The organism is Streptomyces venezuelae (assembly GCF_008642275.1).
GTDB classification, from domain to species: Bacteria; Actinomycetota; Actinomycetes; order Streptomycetales; family Streptomycetaceae; genus Streptomyces; species Streptomyces venezuelae_E.
Genome location: NZ_CP029189.1, coordinates 7,246,605 through 7,264,348 on the forward strand (window position 1 = coordinate 7,246,605; position 17,744 = coordinate 7,264,348).

A 17,744-nucleotide genomic window follows, 5' to 3' on the forward strand; every position below is an offset into this window, starting at 1 on the left:
GGGGCCTCTTTTGCCGGTGCTCCCCATGGCGGCGAGAGCCGCTCGACCGTCACGGGGCCGGTGTGCGTGCCGGCCGGTCTGGGTCGACCCGGCAGGGGGCGACTGAGGCGCGGACGCGGACACGGGGGCGGGCCGAAGCGGCCTGCCTGCGGCCAGTTAATCATTCACGAGGCGAATGCGCCATAGTAGATCGCATATGCGAGGTAGGAACCCGCTTTTCATGGCGTGTGCCGCCCTCCGTCAAGGGCTGCCGGGCGCGTCGGAGGTCACAGGGGTACGAGGGTGATCTCGGTGGCCTTCACGCTGCACCACACTGCCGTGCCGTCGGCGATCGCCAGCTCGGCGGCGGCCTGCGGGGTGATCTCGCAGACGACGTCGGCCGCGGCCTCCGACGTGACGAGGACCCGGAGCCGGCTGCCCGCCGCGGTGATCTCACGGACGGTTCCGGGCCATACGTTGCGCGGACTGCCGGACGGCTGGACGCGATGGAGGGACACGGCCTCGGGCGCGACGATGGCCAGGGCCTCGGAACCCTCCGCCACGGGTTCCGCCACCACGACGGACCCGCCGGCGGCCAGCTTGAGCCCGTCCGCCGTGGCCGTCCCCGGCCATGCGTTGCGGCCGAGCATGCGGGCCACCCACGGGGACCGCGGATTGCGCGTGACCTCGGCGGGCGGTGCGTCCTGGAGGGCCCGCCCGTGGGCCAGTACGAGCACCCGGTCGGCCAGGGAGACGGCCTCGACGGGATCGTGGGTGACGATGAGGCAGACGCCGCCGAAGCCGGCCAGGTGGGTGCGCAGGGTGTGCCGCACGCGGGCCCGGGTGGTCTGGTCGAGCGCGGCCAGCGGTTCGTCCAGAAGCAGCAGGCGGGGCTGGGCGGCCAGCGCCCGGGCGAGGGCCACCCGCTGGGCCTGGCCGCCGGACAGCTGCGCGGGCCTGCGGTCGGCGAGATGGCCGACGCCGAGCCGGTCGAGCCACAGGCGCGCCCTGGAACGGGCCTCGGCGCGGTGCGTGCCCTGGGCGCGCAGCCCGTAGGCGGTGTTGCCGAGCGCGGTCAGGTGCGGGAACAGTGCGCCGTCCTGCGGCACCCAGGCCACCTGGCGCTGGTGCGGGGGCAGGGCCGTCACGTCGTCGTCGCCGAGGCGCAGGGTGGCGTGGGCGCGCGGGGTGAGGCCGAGCAGGGCGCGCAGCAGGGTGGTCTTGCCGGCGCCGTTCTCGCCGACGACGGCGATGGTGGTGCCGGGTTCGGCGTCGAGGGTGAGCTCGTTGAAGCCGGTGACGGCCGCGTGCAGGGACCAGCGGCCGGCGGGCGCGGAACCGGTGACCGGGTCCGGCTCCGGGGCCCGGCCGACCGGGTCCTCGGCAGGCGTCGCGTGACGGGTGTCGCGTACGGCGTGGCCGGAGGTCCAGCGGCCGCGGAGGGCGACCAGGACCGCCATCGCCACGACGAGCAGGAGGAGGGACAGCGAGGTCGCGGCCTCGGGGTCGTCCTGGAGGAGCAGGTACACCTGCAGCGGCAGGGTCTGGGTGACGCCGGGAAGGTTGCCGGCGAAGGTGATCGTGGCCCCGAACTCGCCGAGCGCCCGGGCCCAGGTGAGGGCGGCGCCGGCGATCAGACCGGGAGCCACCATCGGGAGGGTGACGGTGAAGAAGACCCGCAGCGGGGTGGCGCCGAGGGAGGCCGCGGTCTCCTCGTAGCCGGGGCGCAGCCCGCCCAGGGCCCCTTCGAGGCTGATGACGAGGAAGGGCATCGCCACGAACGTGGCCGCCACGACGGCGCCCGAGGTGTGGAACGGCAGGGTGATCCCGAAGGTCTCGTCCAGGAAGGGGCCCAGCAGACCGCGCCGGCCGAAGCCCAGCAGCAGCGCGACACCTCCCACCGTCGGGGGCAGCACCATCGGCAGCAGCACGAGGGACCGTACGACGGTCTTCCCCGGGAAGTCGATCCGTGCCAGCAGCCAGGCCAGGGGCACGCCCAGCAGCAGGCTGAGCCCCAGCGCCCAGAAGGACACGACGAGGGAGAGCCGCAGGGCCTCCAGGGAGCCGGGGGTGGTCAGGTGCGCGCGGAGCTCGCTCCACTGTGTGCGGACGAGGATCCCGGCCAGCGGGATCATCAGGAACGCGATCGCCAGGAGCGCGGGCAGGGCCAGGAGGAGCGGTGGGCGGGGCCCGGCGGCGCGGCGCTGGGTCACGGCTGCTGGAAGCCCGCCTCCTGGAGGATCTTCTGGGCCTCCGGCGAGGACAGCCACCGGACGAAGGCGTCCGCGGCGGCGGCGTTCCGGGCGGCGTCCAGCGTGGCGGCCGGGTAGGAGGCGACGGCGTTCTGGTCCTCCGGGATCTCGACCGCGCCGACCTTCCCCCGGGCCGCGGTCGTGTCCGTCGTGTAGACGAGGCCGGCATCCGCTTCGCCCAGCTCCACCTTGGACAGCACGGCCCGTACGTTCGGCTCCAGCGAGACCGGCTTCACGGTGATGCCCTGCTTGTCGAGGATCTCCTGGCTGTAGCGCCCGGCCGGCACCTCCGGGGCGGCCAGGACGACCTTCAGGCTGGGATCGGACAGGTCCTTCAGGGAGTCGATCTTGTGCGGGTTGCCCGGAGCGGTGGCGATCACGAGCTCGTTCTTCGCGATCACGGTCGGGGTTCCGGTCTCCGCCTTGAGGCCGTCCATCGTCTTGGTGTCGGCGGTGACCAGGGCGTCGGCCGGGGCTCCCTGTCTGACCTGTGCGGCCAGCTCCTGTGATCCGGCGAAGGAGAAGGTGACTTTCGTGCCCGGGTGCTCCTTCTGGTACTCCGCCCCGATGGTCTTGAACACGTCGGTGAGGGAGGCGGCGGCGAGCACGGTCAGGTTCGCGGCCTGCACGGAGCCCGACGGGGACGCGGCGGTCGGTGCCGCGGCCGCGGAAGGGCCGGTGCCGCCACCGCCGCAGGCGGTCAGGACGGGGAGGAGCAGGGCGCCGCCGAGGAGGCCCGCGGCCGCCCGGCGCTGTCGGAGGTACGGAAGGAAGCGCATGGCGGGATGTGTTCTCCGGTCCGGTGGGCCGTATCCCGTGCACGCGGCACGAGATGCGGATATGGTGCTGCATTTGCTGTCAATGGGGCATCAGAAGGCCCGCATCTGCAATTCGCCGCTCTCCGGCCGGCAGGGTTCTGATTCCGCCAATCGGGTCGGAAGGCCCAGTTCAGGTGGGTGAAGGGCCCGGAAAAGGAGGGGACCTGGGGCCTTTCCCGAATACGCCAGGGCGTTGCGTCCATTCGGCTGGCGAATGAGATGGGTGCGCTCCGGACCCCGTGCTCCGTCGGGTACGTTCGGGCATGACGCAGGTCACACGAGTGCCTGCGGTTTCCTTTTCCGACCACGTGAGGCGTGTTTTCCATGAGCCTGTCCATCCGCAACCAGATCACCGGCACCGTCACCGCAGTGACCGCGGGCGAGGCCATGGCCTCGGTGAAGGTGCGCCTGGTCGGCGGTCAGGACATCACCGCCGCCATCACCACCGACGCGGTCAAGGACCTCGGCCTCGCCGAAGGCTCCTCGGTCAAGGCCCTGGTGAAGGCCACCGAGGTGTCCCTCGCGACCGGCCCGGTGGAGGGCATCTCCATCCGCAACCAGATCGCCGGCACGGTCACGGACGTCGCGACCGGGGGCGCCATGGGCTCGGTGAAGGTCTCCGTCGAGGGCGGCGAGCTGACCGCCGCGATCACCAAGGACGCCGTCGAGGCACTCGGCCTGGCCTCCGGTACCTCCGTCGTCGCGCTGATCAAGTCGACCGAGATCTCCCTCGCCGCCGCCTGATCCCCGCGTCACACCGAGGGCCGAGGGCCGCACACCACACCGGTGTGCGGCCGATCCGGTCGCTCACCTCACGTTCAGTGCGGCCCGGCGCCACCAGGCCGCGGGCCGCGGTCGTGGCGACGAGGACTTCGGCCAAGCGCCGTGTCTCCACCAGCCCCAGGGCGCGCGGTCGTTCGTCCATCCGGTCGGGTACCGACATCACGTTCCGCCCCTGGTTCCGGTTCTTCCCACGGGGTCGCGCGCACGATCACCAGTGATCCCTCGTAGCTCGGCCGACTGCGCAGGTGGCCGAACTCCTCGTCCCAGGCCCCGGACTCCAGGTCCGCGCGGAGGGTCCTGTCGAAGTGCTCGCGGACCCGGTCGTCGACGAAACTCCACGCCGGGCACCCCTGGCGGGCGGCCGGATCGAGCAGTGTCTCCGGGCGCCCGTAGTAGGCCTCGCTGAATCCGTCGGTGCAGTCCAGGGGGATGGGCACGGTCCGGACCGTGCCGGAGCCGCCGAGCGCCGACGCCAGTTCCTCGACGGTCGGGTGGGACAGGGCCTCGGTGTCGAGGACCTCGGGCGCGTACCGGTACAGCCAGAAGTCCCGGACCAGTGCGGGGTCGCGGGTCAGGATGACCACCGGGCCGCGGGTCACCCGCCGCATCTCGCGCAGCCCGGCCCGTACGTCCGGCCACTGGCGGACGCCGAACAGGGTCATCGCCGCGTCGAACTCCCCGTCGGCGAAGGGCAGGTCCTCGGCGACGGCGCCCACGTCGAGGACGGTCCGGGAGCCGCCGAGGGCCTCGGCGACGACTCGGGCGATGCGCTCGTCCGGGCGGCCGTGGGGGGAGCGGCGGGCGGCGCGGGATCCGATGGCTCCGCCGCCGTACGGGGTGCGTGTGGTCATACGGTGTTGCCTCGCCTTGTGAGCAGGAACGGGGGAGGGGTCCGCACGCCGGTGGATGTGCCGGTCGGGTACGGGTGTTCGCGGGCCTACGACCAGAGCCGGAAGCGGTCCCAGCCGTCGCCGGCCCGCTCGTAGCGCAGCCGGGTGTGCACGCGGCTGCGGGCCGCCTGCCAGAACTCGACCTCGGCCGGGGCGAGGGTGTAGAGGGTCCAGCCGGAGTCGACGAGCGAGGGCTCCTGCCGGACCAGCGCCAGGGACTTCTCCAGGGCGTGGTCGCGCTCCGCCGTGTCCGCCAGGTACTGGCTCTGGCGGCCCAGCAGCGACTCGGCGCGCGCGGTGTCCGAACGGCCAAGGAAGTCGGTCGCGTTGTCCTGGGCGGATCCGGGGGTCACGGGCCCGCGCAGGCGGACCTGGCGGCCGTGCTCGGGCCAGTAGAAGGTGAGCGCGGCCCGCGGATGGACGGCCAGCTGGTGTCCCTTGGGGCTGAAACCGTGGCCGGCGAACTGCCATCCGGCGCCGTCCACCCCCTTGAGGATCAGCACGCGCGCGTCCGGGTCGCCGGCCTCGTCGACGGTGGACAGGGTCATCGCGTGCGGGTCCCGCAGGCCGTCCGCCACGGCGTCGGACAGCCAGGACAGGAAGAGCTGCACGGGATCGGCCGGGGCCCGCTCCGGGTCGAACTCCGCGAGCGGTCCCGCGAACACCTCGATGCCCCGCAGCCAGCCACGGACGGAACTGCCGTGATCTCCATCGCCCATCAGAGAGCCCCCTTCGCCTGCAACCTTCTGACACCATCCTGCATCTGCGGCGAATATTCGACAATCACCTGGCAAATGCTTGTCTCATGCCCCAAATCCCACCGCGCCTGAGCTGGAGATATGGGAGGTGCCGACGAACTCCTGGCTGGCAGGTAGACAGGCAGAGGGCTCAGTACACGTCGCGGCCGTACCGTTTGGCGGCGGAGAGCTGCTTCAGGTACGCGGCGGCCTCGTCCGCGTCGAGACCGCCGTGCGTCATGGCCGTCTCGCGCAGCGCCCGGTCCACGTCCCTGGCCATCCGGCTCGCGTCACCGCACACGTAGAAGTGGGCACCGTCCTGGAGCCAGGACCACAGTTGGGCGCCGTGCTCGCGCATCCGGTCCTGGACGTAGACCTTGGTCCGCTGATCGCGGGAGAAGGCCAGGTCGAGCCGGGTGAGCGTGCCGTGCCGGTGGAGTTCCGCCAGCTCCTCACCGTAGTAGAAGTCCGTGGCGCGGCGCTGTTCGCCGAAGAACAGCCAGTTCCTGCCCCGGTGGCCGAGCGCCCGGCGGTGTTCGAGGAAGGCCATGAACGGTGCGACGCCGGTCCCCGGACCGACCATGACCGCCGGGGTGTCCGGGTCCGCGGGCGGCCGGAAGTGCGCCGCGCTCTGTACGAACAGCGGTACCGGCGTGCCCGGTTCGGCGTCCGCGAGGAAGCCGGAGGCGACGCCCTTGCGGTGGTGGCCGCCCGGTCCCTCGTAGCGCAGGACCGAGACGGTCAGGCTGACCTCGCGGGGGTCGGTGAGCGGGCTGGAGGAGATCGAGTAGAGGCGCGGCTTGAGGCGCCCCAGGCGGTCGGTCCATTCCTGGGGACTCAGCCGGACCGGGAACTCGGCCAGGACGTCCACGGGCTGGCGGCCCCAGGTCCACCGGGCGAGGCCGTCCTTGTTGTCGGGCCGGGTGAGCCGCTTCAGCGTGCGGTCGCCGGTGTGCTCGGTGACGAAGCGCAGCAGGTCCGGGGTGAGCCGGGTGATGTCCAGGTGACGGTGGAGCGCCTCGGCGAACGGCATGGGCTCCCGGCCCGGTACGGCGACCTCGGCGTCCGGGGGGAGTCCGGTGGCGGCCAGCCATTCCGTCACCAGGCCGGGGCAGTTGACCGGCTGGACCCCGAGGGCGTCGCCCGCCTCGTACGCCGGGCCGTCCTCGCCGAGGTCGAAGGTGAACCGGCGGACCTCCTTGGCGGCTCCGGGCAGGCTGAGCAGCCGGTTGCCGGACAGTCGTGCGCCGTAGGGGGAGTTGCGGTCCGCCGTGCGCCGGGGCGGCTTGGCGCTCTCCGCCGCCGGGGCGGCGGCGAGTGCCTCGCGCACCTGCTCCAGCCACCGGCCCGCGGGCTCCTCGTAGTCGGGCTCGCAGTCCACCCGGGGCAGGAGGCGCCGGCCGCCGAGCTCTTCGAGGCGCTGGTCGAGCCGGCGGCCGTGGCCGCAGAAGGCGTCGTAGGTGGAGTCGCCGAGGGCGAGCACCGCGTACCGCACGTCCTGGAGGCGGGGCGCGTCGGCGGCGTTGAGGGACTCCCAGAACGCGGCTCCGTTGTCGGGCGCGTCGCCGTCGCCGAAGGTGCTGGTGACCACCAGCAGATCGGTGCCGGGCGTCAGGGCGGCAGCCGTGTGGTCCGCCATGCTGTGCACGCCCGCCGGGGAGCCGCTCGTGGCCAGGGCCGCCGCGACGGTGGCCGCGAGGTCCTCGGCGTTGCCCGTCTGCGAGGCCCACAGGACTGTGGTTTGCCGGGTTTGTCGGGCCTGCCGGTCCTGCCGGTCCTCGGCCGCAGGAGCGGGAGCCGGAACGGCCGGATGGGCGGGCGCGGCCGGGGAGACGGGGGCCAGGACGGTCGCCGTACGGGCGTACGTGCCGGCGAGGACACCGTCGACCCAGAGCGCGTGCCCGGCCTCGAACGGGGCGCCGGAGGGAAGCGAGGGAACGCCCGGGCCGGGCGGGGCGCAGGAGAGCCCGGCGAGGAAACCGGCGAGGTACTGGCGTTCCCGGTCGGAGAAGGCGGGCGGGGCGTGGTCCTCCAGCCCGAACACGGAGGCGAGGGCGGCCGTCGTGGCGGCGGCCGCGCCGGGCGGGTTCTGGGCGGTGGCCGGGCCGCGGGATCCGGAGTCCGCCCCGGATCCCGCCCCGGATCCGGCGCCCGCCCCGGCCGGCAGGGCCGCCACGGGGACCGGGGCCCGCGTCTTGGCCAGGGTCACCGCACACATCTTGAACCCGGGCTGGAAGGAGAGCGGATCGACGGCGTCGTCGGTGACGGCGTTGACGCTGAGGTACTCGCCGAACAGGTCGTTCCAGTGGAAGGGGGCGAAGCAGTTCCCGGGCTGGACCCGGTCGGTGACGACGGCGGGCAGCACGGCCCGCCCGCGCCGGGAGGCCACCTCCACCCCGTCGCCCTCCTCGATGCCGAGTGCGGCCGCGTCCTGCAGATGGATCTCCACGAACGGTCCGGGGTTGAGCTTGTTGAGCTTGGCGACCTTGCCCGTCTTGGTCAGGGTGTGCCACTGGTGCTGCAGACGGCCCGTGTTGAGCACGAACGGATAGTCGTGGTCGGGGAGTTCGCCGTCCGGCAGGTACGGACGGGCGAAGAAGACGGCCCTTCCCGTCGCCGTCGGGAAAGCCAGCCGGGGCCGACTGCCGTCGGGGCGCACGGCCAGGTCCTGGCTGACCCCGTCGTTGAGGTAGCGGACCGGGTTGCGGTCCGGGCCGCCCGGGGCGGCCGGCCACTGCACCGGGCCCGAGCGCAGCCGCTCGTACGTGACCCCGCGCAGGTCCCAGCCCGTCTTCGGGTTCCAGGCCTGCCGGAGCTCCTCGAACACCTCCTCGGCACAGCTGTACGTGAACGCCTCGGCGAACCCCATCGCGCAGGCGATCCGGGCGATCAGCTGCCAGTCGGGCAGGGCCTCGCCGGGCGGGTCCGCGGCGCCCTGGACCAGGGTGAGGTTGCGCTCCGAGTTGATCATCACGCCCTCCGCCTCGGCCCACAGCGTCGCGGGCAGGGCGATGTCGGCGTAGGCGTTCGTCTCGGTCTCCGCGAACACGTCCTGCGTGATGACGAGTTCGGCGGTCTCCAGCGCCTTGATCACCGTGCTGCGGTTGGCGACGGAGGCGACCGGGTTGGTGCAGATGATCCAGCAGGCCTTGATCTCACCGGCGGCCATCTTCTCGAACATCTCGACGGTGCCGCGGCCGACGTCGGTGCGCAGGGTGCCCTTCGGCACGCCCCACAGCTCCTCGACGTAGCCGCGGTCCTCCTCCACCAGGACCGAGCGCTGGCCGGGCAGCCCGGGGCCCATGTAGCCCATCTCCCGTCCGCCCATCGCGTTGGGCTGGCCGGTGAGGGAGAAGGGGCCGCTGCCGGGGCGGCAGACGGCGCCGGTGGCGAGGTGCAGGTTGATCAGGGCGTTGGTGTTCCAGGTGCCGTGGACGGACTGGTTGAGGCCCATGGTCCAGCAGCTCGTCCACTCGCCCGCCTCGCCGATCCAGCGGGCGGCCAGCCGGAGGTCGGCCTCCGGTATGCCGGTGATCCCGGCGACCCGGCCGGGCGCGTAGTCCTTCAGGAAGGCGGGCATGTCCTGCCAGCCGTCGGTGTGCTCGGCGATGAAGGCGGGATCGGTCCAGCCGCCCTCCACCAGAAGGTGCAGCAGGCCGTTGAGGAGCGCCAGGTCGGTGCCCGGCCGGATCTGCAGGAACAGGTCGGCCTTGTCGGCGGTGGCGTTGCGCCGTGGATCGACCACGATGAGCTTGGCGCCGGACGCCTTGACGCGGTCCATCATCCGCAGGAAGAGGATGGGGTGGCAGTCGGCCATGTTGGCGCCGATGACGAGGAAGGCGTCCGCCCGCTCGAAGTCCTCGTACGAGCCGGGTGGCCCGTCGGCCCCGAGCGAGAGCTTGTAGCCGGTCCCGGCGCTCGCCATGCACAGCCGCGAGTTGGATTCGATCTGGTTCGTCCGCAGGAACCCCTTGGCCAGCTTGTTCGCCAGGTACTGCGCCTCCAGGGACATCTGGCCCGAGACGTAGAGCGCCAGCGCGTCGGGGCCGTGCGCGTCGAGGATCTCCCTCAGGCGCCCGGCCGCCTCGGTGACGGCCGCGTCCACCGGGGCGGGCGTCGGCCCGGCGCCCCGCTCGGCGCGGACCAGCGCGGTGGTCAGCCGGCCGGGCGCGGCCAGCATGTCGGCGTGCGTGGCGCCCTTGGTGCACAGGCGCCCGGCGTTCGCCGGATGCTGCTTGTCCCCGGCGACCTTGGCCACCGTACGGCGGCCGTCGCCACCCGTGGCGATGTCCAGGACGACCCCGCATCCCACGCCGCAGTAGGAGCAGACCGTACGCACCCGCTGCCCGGTCGTGGCCTCCGCCTCCGCTTCCGCCACAGCGGACCTCCTCGCGCCCCCGGCCGACACCGCCCCGCTCCGGGCCGCTGCGGCCGTGTACAGCTCGGTCCCGTTGCGGTCCAACGTAGGAAGTCCCTGTTGCGGGCAGGTGACGGGCGGTGCCTCCCGGGGGTTACAAGCCGCTTCGCCAAGATCACCACGGGCGGTGAGGCGAGGTGGTCAGCGGCCGGTCGCGTCGAGGTGCTCGTACAGCGCCAGGTGCCCTTCGGCGGTGGGGTGCAGGCCGTCGGAGAGCAGGTCGCTCCTTTCCCGCAGTGGTTCCCACAGGTCGAGGTGGTCGACGTGGTGCGCCTCGCACCAGGCCTGGAGGAAGGCGCGCAGGGCCAGTGCGCGCGCCCGGGTGAAGCACAGGCCCTCGTAGTCCCGGGTGCGGTCCTCGTCGAGCCAGGACGGTCCGGCGACGACGAGCCGGGCGTTGTGGGCGAGGGCGGTGGCTGCCAGTGCGTCGAGGCTGCCGCCCAGCTGCCCGAAATCGGCGTGCCCGTCGGTGCCGGCTCCGGTGTCGCCGGTGCCGGCCCCGGCGCGGCCGGCCGGCACGGCGGAGTCGTTGATGCCGGCGGCGACCACGAGGGTGTCGGGCCGGCGGGCCGCCAGCAGCATCGGCGTCTGCGCGCTGACCTCGGCGAGGGTGCTGCCGGGGATCGCCAGGTTGAAGAGCCGGCGCCGGGCCTCGTCCCCGGAGATGTGGGCGGCCGCCAGGTGGCCCGCCCAGCCGCCCCGCGGGTCGCAGCGTCCGTAGGCGATGCTGTCGCCCACGACGACGATGCGCTCAGCGGGGCGCAGCGGCTTCGCGTCCAGGTAGGCCCAGGTGCTCTCGCCGGAGGAGAGGACCACCCGACGGCGGGTGTAGTCGTCGACCTCGTAGGCGTCGGCCGCGGCGAGTTCCTCGTCGGTGAGGTGCAGCACGGCTCCTTCGACAAAGGCGCCGAGCCTGCGCTCCAGGATCAGGTGCACGTCGAGCCCGCTGGCGGCGATCACGGCCGGATCGGTGATCTTCAGGGGCCGGGTGGTGTAACCGGCCAGCGACGCCGGGGAGGTGGGCACGGCTCCGCCGAAGAGCGCGGTCTGGACCCGCTCGTCCATCAGCGTGCCGAAGGAGAAGAGGGCGTGCGTGCGGGATTCGGTCACGGTGAGCCGCAGGGCCTTTCTTCACGAAGGGGTGGGTTTCACCCTAACGGCCGACGGACGGAGCCGGACTCCCCGGCGGCCGGGCCCGGCCGATGCCCGGGCCGGTGACCGCCTCCCGGGCCGGTGACCGCCGGGCCGTTGACCAACCCCTCCCGCCGTAAGGGCAGTTGCGGGTCACAGGACCCACGCGTCGCAGTACTCGACGTGGATCGAGCGCCCGTTGCCGAGGACACCGGCCGTGGAGTGGATGGTGGTGCAGAAGTGGGAGTGGAGCGGGCCTTCGCGGGCGACGTCGACGAAGTGCCGGGCGGTGTCCCGGAACACCCTCGCGCTGCCCGTCATGAACAGGGTGTCGGCGAGGACGTGCTGGTGGAACAGGTCCCGGTTCTCCCGGTGGTGCCGTGACTCCAGGTGCACCACGGGGTCGTCGGAGAGGTCGGGCGCGGGCAGCCGCACCGTCTGACGGCGGCCCGGGTCGAGCCGCGCGCGCACGTCCTTCCAGCGGGACGGGGCGAACTGCAGCGAGTGATGCAGCAGTACGAGGTCCAGCTGCCGGGTGCCGGCTTCGGTGGGCTCGTTCGCGGGGGTGGGGTTCCCCCGCAGCGGCAGATGGACCAGTGACCGGGGGGAGGAGGCGGCCATCGTCCACAGACCGGCGAGGACCTTCGCGGCCGGCTGGTCGAGGTAGGCGTCCAGGCGGCTGTCGTGGTCGACGAGCACACCGCGGACCGGTCGCCGGGCGGGCCGGATGACCTTGAACTCCTCCCGGCCGAGGCGGGCCCGGTGGATGGTGACCGGCAGCTTCACGCGTCACGCCTCGTCTTGCCCGCGGCGCCGGCCCGGGGGACGCCGTCCACGGCCAGGCAGATGCCGAAGACCCGGTCGTGGCCGGTCCATCCGTTCACCCGGCCGCGGTTGTTGCTGATCTGCACCCGCTTCCTCGCGGGGTCCACGGCCGACACCAGGTGCAGGTACACCGTCCCGGCGACGCGGGCCAGCACGATGTCCCCGACCGCCAGCTTCGACGGGTCCGCCGGGGCGACCGTCACCTGCTGGCGACTGCGTACCAGCGGGACCATGGAGGAACCGGTCGGCCGGAACTCCACGGTCGCTCCGCCGGCGACCCTGCCTGCCACTGCGTCCATCGCACCCATGTGACGATGCTGGCAGAGCCGGGCGCATGGCCCCAACGATTTAACTCCCCGCCCGGGTGAGGGCGCCTCCCGGTGTGTCTGCGGCGGTCCGTTCCCGGCGGGCGGTATGGATGGTGGATCGGGGACGAGAGCGGGGAGCTGCGCGTGGCGGCGATGGTCGGACTGTTCTGGGTCACTCCGGACGCGGTGTACGTCGGGTCTCCGCCGAACGCCATCGGGATCGGTGTCCGGCTGACCGCCGAGGGGCTGGAGGCCACGGACCCCGCCAGCCCCCGGACGTGGACCTGGGCGGAGCTGCGTTCCGCCGTGGTCGAGGACGTGCCCCGGCACGATCCGGTGGGCCGCGCGACGAAGGCCCTCGGCGCGATGATCTCGGCCGCGATCGGAAGCGACTACCTCGGCGAGGGCCCGCCGGAGATGAAGCTGCGGCTGGAGACGGAGGAGGGCACGCACGAGGTGACCGTCCACTCGGCTGCCGCCGGAGGCTACTCCGCCGGTGAGACGCGGCTCTCCCAGGAGCTGCTCGACCGCTTCGTGGCGGGAACCGCGCACCCGCGGGCCGTCGAGGAGTGGGGCCGCGAGCACGCAGTGGAGGGCACCCCCGACCCGCGTGCGCGGGAAGTCCTGCTGCACGCCTGGGCACGGCAGTAGCAGGTGCCCCGGTATCCCGGCGTCTAGGACGACTCCTGGAGGTAGGCGGCGATCATCGCGAGGTCGTTGGCGATGGCCAGCACCTCGGTGGGGTCGGCGCTCGGCGTGGAGGCGCCGTTGACGCCCGCGTAGAAGGTGTCGAAGCGGCCACCGCCCTTATCGAGGTAGCCCGCGATGGTGATGGCCCCTACGGCCAGCCGGTCGTTGAGCGCGTCACCGCCGACGGCCGCCCCGGTCTTGGCGAAGACCTTCCCCCGGGCCGGACAGCTGCGGCAGTTCTCGGCCAGCAGGCCGTCGACCCCGAGGATGGGCAGGGCCTCCCGGAACAGCCGCGCGTCCGGCGTCCGTTGCCAGTAGGCCAGCATCTGCACCAGCACCTGCGGTGTGGCCCGGTCGGCGGGGTTGCCGCCCCGGCCGTCCATGAGCTGCGCCTGCTCGCGGTCGACGCCGGCCTCGTCGAGGAAGCCGGCGAGCACCGGGAAGCCCGCGGGGCACTGGTTGCTCTTCGCCGTGACGGCGAGGAGGCAGATGCCGAGGTTGGCGCCCAGGTTGTGGCTGACCTTGAGGATCAGCTTGGCGTACTGCGCGTAGGGCGGTGAGGTGTACGCGGCCACCCGCGGGCGGCCGTCGTAGTCGCGCGGCAGCCGCTCCACCGGATTGGCGCCCGACGGGTCGGCGGTGACGTGCACCCCGGCGCGTTCGAGCGCCTCGATCAGCGCGACGCGTCCGAAGGCGGCGGGGTCGCCGATCGGGGAGGTGCGCAGCAGCGGTTCGGAGTCCGCCGCGATCGTTCCGGTCAGGCGGATCCGGGTGCCCCCGTCGGTGGCCGTCACCGTGATCGCGGTCGGCTTCCCGGCCGCCACCGTCTTCACCGCAGAGGTGACCTCGTAGGGCGCGACCTTGGGCCGCCAGTCCAGCCGGGCGTCCGCCCCGGGCCGGTCACCGGGCGTGGTCAGGAGGTCGATCAGGTTGTCGTTGACGATCAGGGGCGTCGGCGTGGGGACGAGCTCCGGGTCGGGGAGGAAGAGCCGGCTGTCCACGATGACGTTTCCCTCGACACGGGTGATGCCGGAGTCGCGCACCTGCCGGGCGAGCTGGTCGATCCCCGCGAGCGGGTTCTCCGGGGTGAGGGTCGCCCCGGGGAAGTCGTTTGCGTAGGTGTGGTCGAGGTCGGTGTACGCGACCGTGCCGTCGGGGCGGGTACGGCCGCCCATCGTCAGGTCGCCCTGGGCGACGAGGTCGAGGTCGCCGGTCAGGGTCGCGCCGTCGCGCTCGCCGACGGCGTAGAGCGGGGTCACGAAGCGGTGGTCGGCGCCGAGGGTGTGCCACGGGCCCGAGACGCTGATCAGTTTGGCGGTCGATCCGGGGATGAAGAACTGCCCGGGAAAGAGGCTGTGCACCACGCGGCCGCTGTCCGGCTCGGTCTGCAGGAGACCCCACTGGGCGTTGCGGTAGTCCGGCTTGCGCATGATCTCCGTGATGCGCGGGTCGAGGCCGGCGAGCCCCGTGTCCCCGGCCGCGGACGGCGTGGCCGCCGACGGGGTCGGGGTCGGGGTGGGGTCCGCCCCGGTCGCGGTCCCCGAGGCGAGGGCCACGAACAGCAGGGCGGCGCAGGCCGCGGCCGTACCACGGCGCAGCGGTGCGGGGTGGATCGGTCTGCTCACAGCGCGCTCCGTTCGTCGCGGCTGTCTCCTCCCGAGGCCAGGACCAGCGTGGCACGCGGGCGCCGGGCGGGCGCGCCGGGCGGGTTCACTCCTCGGTCGGCAGCCAGCAGCCGTGCAGGCCGAGCGGGACGCGTACGGGGATCCGGGCGCGGGCCACCGGGCCGGAGGCGGGATCGGCGGCGGGGACGACCAGGAACCAGCTCGACCCGTCGGTGCGGTCCGTCGCGAAGGTCAGCCAGTGGCCCCCCTCCCCGGAGCCCGGATCGGGCGCGAAGACCGGCTCGCCGACCGAGAGGTTCCCGGCCTCCCAGACGCACGAGGTGCCGGTCTCGCAGTCGTACCAGCGCACGGCGTCGTACTCGCCCGGCAGCAGGTCGGTGCGACCGGTCTCGGTGGCCAGCGCGGTGTACCGGTGGCGCCGGCCGATGCGCCGGTCGTCGACCCGGGGGAACTCCACCCGGGAGTCGTCCAGCGCGGTACGGGCCATGCGGCCGGCGGCCGGATCGACGCGCGCCCGGAACAGGCCGCCGCTGATCGGCGCGGTGTCCTCCTCCGGGCCGCCGACGGTGAGCCTGCTCCACTGCACGTAGTCGAGGACCACCGGGGCGTCCTCGCCCGGGCCGTCGTCGTAGGCGTTCACGGTGTGCCACACCCAGAAGGCCTCGTCGGCCGCCCAGCGCACCGGTCCGCCGTCGCGCGGGATCAGCGCCACCCGGGTGCCGCGCTCGGGGCGCCAGGCCAGGACGGAACCCCCGCTCATGGCCGCGGCCAGGTCGAAGAAGGCCGGGGCGAGCACGAGGACGGCGTAGCGGCCGGTCAGGGCCATGTCGTGGATCATCATCGGCTCCTCCACCCCGTCGACCGAGGTGGGCCCGCGGCTGACCGTGCCGTGGCGGTCGATGACGGACCAGGTCAGGTAGGGCGGCTCCACGCCGTAGCAGAAGACGACCATCTCGCCCGTGACCGGGTCGATCTTGGGGTGGGCGGTGATGCCCGCGGGGAGCGCCCCGCCGAAGTCCTCACGGCCGAGCGTCGCCAGCCTGGAGTCGACCCGGAAGGGGCAGGCCGATTCGGCGAGTGCCAGGAGACGGCCGGCGTGCCGGACCACATTGATGTCGGGCATGTCCCGGAAGGTGCCGGCGAGCTCCGGCCCCACCTGGTCGGCGTCCGGCATGATCATCGATTCGATGCCGCCCCACAGGGCTCGTCCGGCCCGCTCCTCGGCCAGCAGCGCGGGGGTGCGTACGAAGCGGTTGCGGTAGCGGGCCCGCCCCTCCTGGATCCAGACGCCGTGCAGCATGCCGTCGCCGTCGATCGGGTACAGGTACGAGCCGATCGGCGTGAACCGCGGATTGGGGCCGTTGCGTACGTACAGGCCGTCCAGGGTGTCCGGCAGCTCACCGGTGACCTCCAGGTCCGCGACATCGACCTCCTCGGACACGGGTGCGAAGGACCCCAGCAGGTGGGGGACGCGGGTGGGGTCGAAGCGGGGTGGCACGTACGTGTTCACAGGACCTCCCGGGGGTCCGGCCTCCGTGGGCGCGCAGGACCGCACCTTCCAGTGAAACGCCCGCCGCGCGAGGGTGCCAGGCGGACCCGGAAGGCCCGGGAGGACCCCGGCCGGGCCTCAGACGGAGGTGAAGAGCTCCTCGTGCGCGCCGTCGAGGACGAACCCGTTGTCGAAGCGGACGCGGACGCTCACGTGCGGCCTCTGCTCCTGGAAGGCGGTCCACGCCGGTTCCAGGGAGGCGACCTGCTCCTCCAGCTGCCGTCTGCTGCCCTCGGGCATCTGCCGGCCGAAGGAGTCCAGGAGCGACTTCAGGCGTTCGTACTCGCGGACGTCCTCACCGCTCACCGGCTGGTGCTCGTCCACCCGCTCGACGGTGCCCTCGGTGCCCGCCGCCAGTGCCAGGAACCCGGCGACGGCGTCCCCTGCCGTGCCCGCCGCCGTGACCGAACCGGTCAGCGTGAGGTCCGCGGCCAGCCTCACCCGCAGGCCTTCGTTCAACGTCATGGATCCTTCATCTCCCCGGTCGGTGCCCGAGCCTATCTCCCGCCCGTGCCGGTGACGGACGTCAGGGGCGGGTCGGCCGGTGGTCGGCGAGGGCCTCGTGGGTCAGGTGGAGGCCCGCGCGCAGGACGGCGTCGTGCCGGGTGGGGTGGGCCGCCCGGTGGGCCAGGTCCAGGCCGCGGGCCCGTTCGAGGTCCGCGGCGAAGTCCTCGCCGCGCAGGGCGCAGTCCAGCGCGCGGGCCGTGGCCCGCACCAGCGGGGCGAGGTCGCGCAGGGCGGCATCGGGAACCGCGCCCGCGCCGCCGGCCCGGTCCGCGGCGGCGGTCCTGGCGCGCTCCCGGAGTTCCTGGGTGAAGTACTGGAGGGTGAGGGCGCTGCGGGCGGCGAGACGCAGCCGTTCCCCGAGCCCGTCCGGCGGGCGGCTCGGGGTACGCAGGTACAGCCGGGGGAGGCGGGTACGCCGGGCGGCCCGGTCGTAGGACGCGAGGCCGTCCTGCGGGCGCAGCCACAGGTGCGCCTCCCCGGGGAGTTCGGGGGCGGTGGCCGCACCGCCCCCGCCGAGCCGGGCGGCGACCGTGCCGAGGAGAGCGCCGAGTCCGCCGCGGTACGCGTCGAGGCCGGCGGCGGCCGACCGGTAGGGGTCCGGTGGCCACAGCAGGGGTCCCAGCAGGACGACGGCGGCGATGCCGACCGCACTCTCCGCCAGGCGGGCCAGGGCGTAGCCGGGGGTGGCGGTCGCGTAGATCACCAGTGCGGTGATCAGGACCTGCTGGTTGGGGGCGCCGCCCTGGTACATCAGGTACATGCCCGCGCAGCCGCAGGCCAGTACGGCGAGGAAGGACACCGAGGCCGCCGCCGACCCCGAGGTCACGGAGGAGGCCGAGGGCGGCGGGAGCCAGTGCAGCACGACCGTGCTCAGCACCACGCCCACCACGACGCCGACGAGCCGGTTCCACCCGAGGCGCGGGGCGTCGTACACGTCCTCGCGCAGGATCAGTACGGCGGGCAGGGCGGCGGGCACCGGGACCGTGCTCGTGCCCCACCAGAGGCAGAGGAACCAGGGCACGGCGGCGCATACGGCCAGGCGGGAGGCGGACCGCAGCCGTGCGCGGGGCGGCGGGTTGGGCGGAACGGCGACCGTACCGGGCATGGCGGACATCGTAGGCCCGGCCGGCCGGTCCGAGGCGGCACCATCGACGGGACGGCCGCGCCCACCCGTGCCCCCCCCCGCCTGCACCGCGCACCTCCGACGCGCGGACCCGCAGCGGGCGACGGCCG

Annotated in this window: 14 protein-coding genes; 2 read left to right on the forward strand and 12 right to left on the reverse strand. The window is 73.4% G+C overall.

Annotation, left to right across the window (positions count from 1 at the left end):
• Positions 1-266 precede the first annotated feature (266 nt).
• Both DEJ51_RS32100 and modA read right to left on the reverse strand, forming a co-directional pair.
• A complete protein-coding gene (locus tag DEJ51_RS32100; RefSeq protein ID WP_150261125.1) occupies positions 267-2,192 on the reverse strand; it encodes an ABC transporter permease in 1,926 nt (641 codons plus the stop codon).
• Positions 2,189-3,010 (reverse strand): molybdate ABC transporter substrate-binding protein, encoded by an 822-nt coding sequence (gene modA / locus DEJ51_RS32105; protein ID WP_150261126.1) that lies wholly within the window; start codon positions 3,008-3,010, stop codon positions 2,189-2,191. Before modA ends, DEJ51_RS32100 begins: the two co-directional genes overlap by 4 nt.
• 363 nt (positions 3,011-3,373) lie before the next feature.
• Between modA and DEJ51_RS32110 the strand changes: the two genes are divergently transcribed.
• Complete coding sequence (locus DEJ51_RS32110; RefSeq protein WP_150261127.1) at positions 3,374-3,793, forward strand: molybdopterin-binding protein; 420 nt, start codon at positions 3,374-3,376, stop codon at positions 3,791-3,793.
• A gap of 74 nt (positions 3,794-3,867) precedes the next feature.
• Here the strand turns inward: DEJ51_RS32110 and DEJ51_RS32115 are convergent, their stop codons facing one another.
• From DEJ51_RS32115 to DEJ51_RS32140, 6 genes are all read right to left on the reverse strand, one after another.
• Positions 3,868-4,683, reverse strand: coding sequence for a class I SAM-dependent methyltransferase (locus DEJ51_RS32115; protein ID WP_223836069.1), 816 nt, complete (start codon positions 4,681-4,683; stop codon positions 3,868-3,870).
• A gap of 86 nt (positions 4,684-4,769) precedes the next feature.
• Positions 4,770-5,441 (reverse strand): pyridoxal 5'-phosphate synthase, encoded by a 672-nt coding sequence (locus DEJ51_RS32120; protein WP_150261128.1) that lies wholly within the window; start codon positions 5,439-5,441, stop codon positions 4,770-4,772.
• 169 nt (positions 5,442-5,610) lie between these two features.
• Complete coding sequence (locus DEJ51_RS32125; protein ID WP_223836070.1) at positions 5,611-9,837, reverse strand: bifunctional nitrate reductase/sulfite reductase flavoprotein subunit alpha; 4,227 nt, start codon at positions 9,835-9,837, stop codon at positions 5,611-5,613.
• A 180-nt stretch (positions 9,838-10,017) separates the two neighbouring features.
• Positions 10,018-10,986 (reverse strand): GDSL-type esterase/lipase family protein, encoded by a 969-nt coding sequence (locus DEJ51_RS32130; protein WP_150261129.1) that lies wholly within the window; start codon positions 10,984-10,986, stop codon positions 10,018-10,020.
• 174 nt (positions 10,987-11,160) lie between these two features.
• Complete coding sequence (locus tag DEJ51_RS32135; protein ID WP_150261130.1) at positions 11,161-11,793, reverse strand: hypothetical protein; 633 nt, start codon at positions 11,791-11,793, stop codon at positions 11,161-11,163.
• Entirely contained in the window at positions 11,790-12,131 is a 342-nt protein-coding gene (locus DEJ51_RS32140) for a S26 family signal peptidase (protein WP_223836071.1), read from the reverse strand. Before DEJ51_RS32140 ends, DEJ51_RS32135 begins: the two co-directional genes overlap by 4 nt.
• Positions 12,132-12,284: 153 nt before the next feature.
• Here DEJ51_RS32140 and DEJ51_RS32145 point away from each other — a divergent pair, with 153 nt between their 5' ends.
• Positions 12,285-12,791: a hypothetical protein gene (locus tag DEJ51_RS32145; RefSeq protein ID WP_150261132.1), complete on the forward strand. Its 507-nt coding sequence runs from the start codon at positions 12,285-12,287 to the stop codon at positions 12,789-12,791.
• Between the two features lie 23 nt (positions 12,792-12,814).
• Here the strand turns inward: DEJ51_RS32145 and dacB are convergent, their stop codons facing one another.
• The 4 genes from dacB to DEJ51_RS32165 all read right to left on the reverse strand — a co-directional run bounded on the left by dacB (position 12,815) and on the right by DEJ51_RS32165 (position 17,616).
• A complete protein-coding gene (gene dacB, locus DEJ51_RS32150) occupies positions 12,815-14,455 on the reverse strand; it encodes a D-alanyl-D-alanine carboxypeptidase/D-alanyl-D-alanine-endopeptidase (RefSeq protein WP_223836072.1) in 1,641 nt (546 codons plus the stop codon).
• Between the two features lie 85 nt (positions 14,456-14,540).
• The gene (locus DEJ51_RS32155; RefSeq protein WP_223836073.1) at positions 14,541-15,965 is read right to left on the reverse strand and encodes a carotenoid oxygenase family protein; all 1,425 of its coding nucleotides are present in this window, start codon (positions 15,963-15,965) and stop codon (positions 14,541-14,543) included.
• Between the two features lie 117 nt (positions 15,966-16,082).
• Positions 16,083-16,469, reverse strand: a complete 387-nt coding sequence (locus DEJ51_RS32160; RefSeq protein WP_150261133.1) for a hypothetical protein — start codon at positions 16,467-16,469, stop codon at positions 16,083-16,085.
• Positions 16,470-16,530: 61 nt separating this feature from the next.
• Positions 16,531-17,616: a hypothetical protein gene (locus DEJ51_RS32165; RefSeq protein ID WP_150261134.1), complete on the reverse strand. Its 1,086-nt coding sequence runs from the start codon at positions 17,614-17,616 to the stop codon at positions 16,531-16,533.
• Positions 17,617-17,744: the final 128 nt, after the last annotated feature.

Excerpts from the sequence above, each read along its gene's own strand:
- DEJ51_RS32140 (WP_223836071.1), bottom strand. The coding sequence starts at position 12,131 with ATGGACGCAGTGGCAGGCAGGGTCGCCGGCGGAGCGACCGTGGAGTTC.
- DEJ51_RS32115 (WP_223836069.1), bottom strand. The coding sequence starts at position 4,683 with ATGACCACACGCACCCCGTACGGCGGCGGAGCCATCGGATCCCGCGCC.
- DEJ51_RS32165 (WP_150261134.1), bottom strand. The coding sequence starts at position 17,616 with ATGCCCGGTACGGTCGCCGTTCCGCCCAACCCGCCGCCCCGCGCACGG.
- DEJ51_RS32110 (WP_150261127.1), top strand. The coding sequence starts at position 3,374 with ATGAGCCTGTCCATCCGCAACCAGATCACCGGCACCGTCACCGCAGTG.
- DEJ51_RS32160 (WP_150261133.1), bottom strand. The coding sequence starts at position 16,469 with ATGACGTTGAACGAAGGCCTGCGGGTGAGGCTGGCCGCGGACCTCACG.
- DEJ51_RS32120 (WP_150261128.1), bottom strand. The coding sequence starts at position 5,441 with ATGGGCGATGGAGATCACGGCAGTTCCGTCCGTGGCTGGCTGCGGGGC.
- modA (WP_150261126.1), bottom strand. The coding sequence starts at position 3,010 with ATGCGCTTCCTTCCGTACCTCCGACAGCGCCGGGCGGCCGCGGGCCTC.